This is a genomic window from Sulfuricurvum sp. (assembly GCF_019163035.1).
Classification (GTDB): domain Bacteria; phylum Campylobacterota; class Campylobacteria; order Campylobacterales; family Sulfurimonadaceae; genus Sulfuricurvum.
On record NZ_JAFLKV010000044.1, the window covers coordinates 21,807 to 24,236 of the forward strand.

The 2,430-nt window shown below is 46.5% G+C and carries 3 protein-coding genes; all 3 read right to left on the reverse strand.

The genetic code is table 11. The annotated features are described in order from the left end of the window. Positions 1-302: hypothetical protein (locus tag JZU62_RS04085; RefSeq protein ID WP_295012164.1), on the reverse strand; the 302-nt coding region annotated here is incomplete at its 3' end. Positions 303-396: 94 nt separating this feature from the next. Then, positions 397-1,422: an AI-2E family transporter gene (locus JZU62_RS04090; protein WP_295012166.1), complete on the reverse strand. Its 1,026-nt coding sequence runs from the start codon at positions 1,420-1,422 to the stop codon at positions 397-399. Between the two features lie 9 nt (positions 1,423-1,431). Beyond that, a partial coding sequence (gene ruvB, locus JZU62_RS04095; protein WP_295012168.1) for a Holliday junction branch migration DNA helicase RuvB occupies positions 1,432-2,430 on the reverse strand: 999 nt, incomplete at its 5' end.

The following is a 2,430-nucleotide window of genomic DNA, read 5'->3' on the forward strand; positions in this document are numbered from 1 at the left end:
CCTTTCGGACACATTTTAGGAGCATTGGCTTCGAAAGCTTTGAGTTGTTCTGGGGTAAGTACCGCCATCATTTTGTCGTGTTGTTGGTTGTGGAACGCTTTTCCCTCTTCACGAAGCTTTTGAATTTGAGCTTTTTGATCATCGTTGAACCCCAATTTTTCAAATGGTTTAGGGAGTTTAGAGGTGTCGCATTCACATTTTTTCATCATTCCTTGTCCATTCATCATTCCGCCCTTTTGCATTGGGCATGCCATTAACGCTGTTGCACCGAGGATCAGTGCGATACTTAGAATCTTTTTCATAGGGTTTCTCCATTTGGTAAGTTTTAACTTTAACATCATAGAACACTATTGCTAATGTTTGAGTAACCTTGTATTAACAATATTAATGAGAACCCTATTCGCTTTGAGCTTCGGTGATTTTCATCAATGTCATAAACAACACGGTGATTGCTGGTCCGATAATCATCCCCCAAAACCCGAATGTCCCAAGCCCCGCGATAATGGCGAAGAAAATGATGAGTTCATTGATCTTATCTTGCGGTTTGATCAAACGCTGGTTGATGAGTTTGATAATGACCGGCTTGACAAACGTATCGGCAATGACTGAAATCACGATAATCGTATAGAGGGTGATAAAAAGGGCATTTTCCGTGTGCCCCAACGAGAGTTCAAAGAGGGCAAACGGAAGCCACATGATGACTCCTCCTACGACGGGGATGAGGGAAGCAAACCCGTACATGATCCCAAAAAGGAGACCGTTGTATCCCATGTATCCGATTGCTATACCGAACAATGCCCCCTCAAAAACGGCGGTGGCAAGGATAGAGTAGAAAACAACACTCATTGCCGAGCGCATTTCAAAAATGATGAGGGTGCTCTCTTGTTGCGGGAAATGGGCAGAGCGTTTAAAAAACTCAAAAATATCCCGTCCGTAATAGTGGGCAATAAAATAGAAGATGAGGGTGAAAAGGGTGCCGGAGAGAAACGACATTGCAAAGCTTCCGATTTGAGAAGCGTAGGCGATGATGTGTTGGCTGAATGCGGTAGGGTCAAATTTGACCAAAGAGGCCTCTACTTTTCTTTCGATATCTGAAAGTGCAGGGGGGAGATGCGCTATCCAGCCTCGTAGTTTAGTTTCGATAGTACTCATCATAGTGGGATCGATATTTTGGAGCATTGCTGAGAGGTGCACCAAAAAATATCCCAACGGGGCAAAAAAGAGGATACCCAACAAAATTGTGGATAACGTTGAAGCCCAAAAACGGCTATTGGTGAGTTGAAAAAATCCCATTTGAATATGGTGGGTAGAGATCGCTAAGAGTGAAGCGACAATGATACTCATCCAAAAAGGCGCATACAAGATATATATTCCATACGAGACGAGGATCAGTAAAATGGGGGTAAAGTACTCTTTTTTCACATCTCTTCCTTATTCAAACAGTCCGCTTTGCGGGATGCCAAATTTGAGAAGTTCGTAGGTTTTAGCGGTAGCGACCCGCCCGCGAGCCGTTCGCTCCAGATAGCCGTTTGCGAGGAGATAGGGTTCGAGGACATCTTCAATCGTCCCCTCATCCTCAGTGAGTGCGGCGGCAATAGTACTTAGACCCATTGCCCGTCCTTTGGCATCCATCAGCAGTTTGAGGAGGCGGATATCCATCTCATCAAACCCGTTGGCATTGATCCCCAACTGATCAAGAGCGTAGCGGGAGCGTTCATGTAAAATAGTATTTTCGTTGGCAACGTCGGCAAAATCTCGGACTCGTTTTAAGAGACGTAATGCGATACGGGGGGTTCCGCGTGAGCGCTTGGCAATCTCGTGTGCGGCTTTTTCGTCGATGCTTTTGCCCAGTTTTGTGGCGGCTTGGGTGATGATACTGCAGAGCTCATCGGGAGAATAAAATTGCATTCGAAAATTCATCCCGAAACGATCACGCAAAGGGTTCGAGAGCATTCCCGCGCGGGTAGTCGCACCGATGAGGGTAAAGCGGGGGAGATCGATTTTAACCGTCTGCGCCGCAGGTCCTGAGCCGATGATGATATCGAGACGGAAATCCTCCATAGAGGGGTAGAGAATCTCTTCGACCGCAGGGGAGAGGCGGTGGATTTCGTCGATAAAGAGGATGTCACCCTCTTCGAGATTGGTGAGGATAGCGGCAAGATCACCGCTTTTTTCGATCATTGGAGCGGCGGTGACTTTGATGTTGCTTCCCATTTCGTTGGCAATGATGAGGGCTAACGTCGTTTTCCCCAAACCGGGAGGACCGTAAAATAAGACATGATCGAGTGCTTCACGCCGTTTGGAACTCGCCTCGATAAAGACTCCCAGATTTTTTTTGATCTGCTCTTGCCCGATATAATCATCCCATGCGCTCGGACGCAATGAGGTTTCCGTGACCTCTTCGGCGTTAAATTTTTCGATTTCGACTAT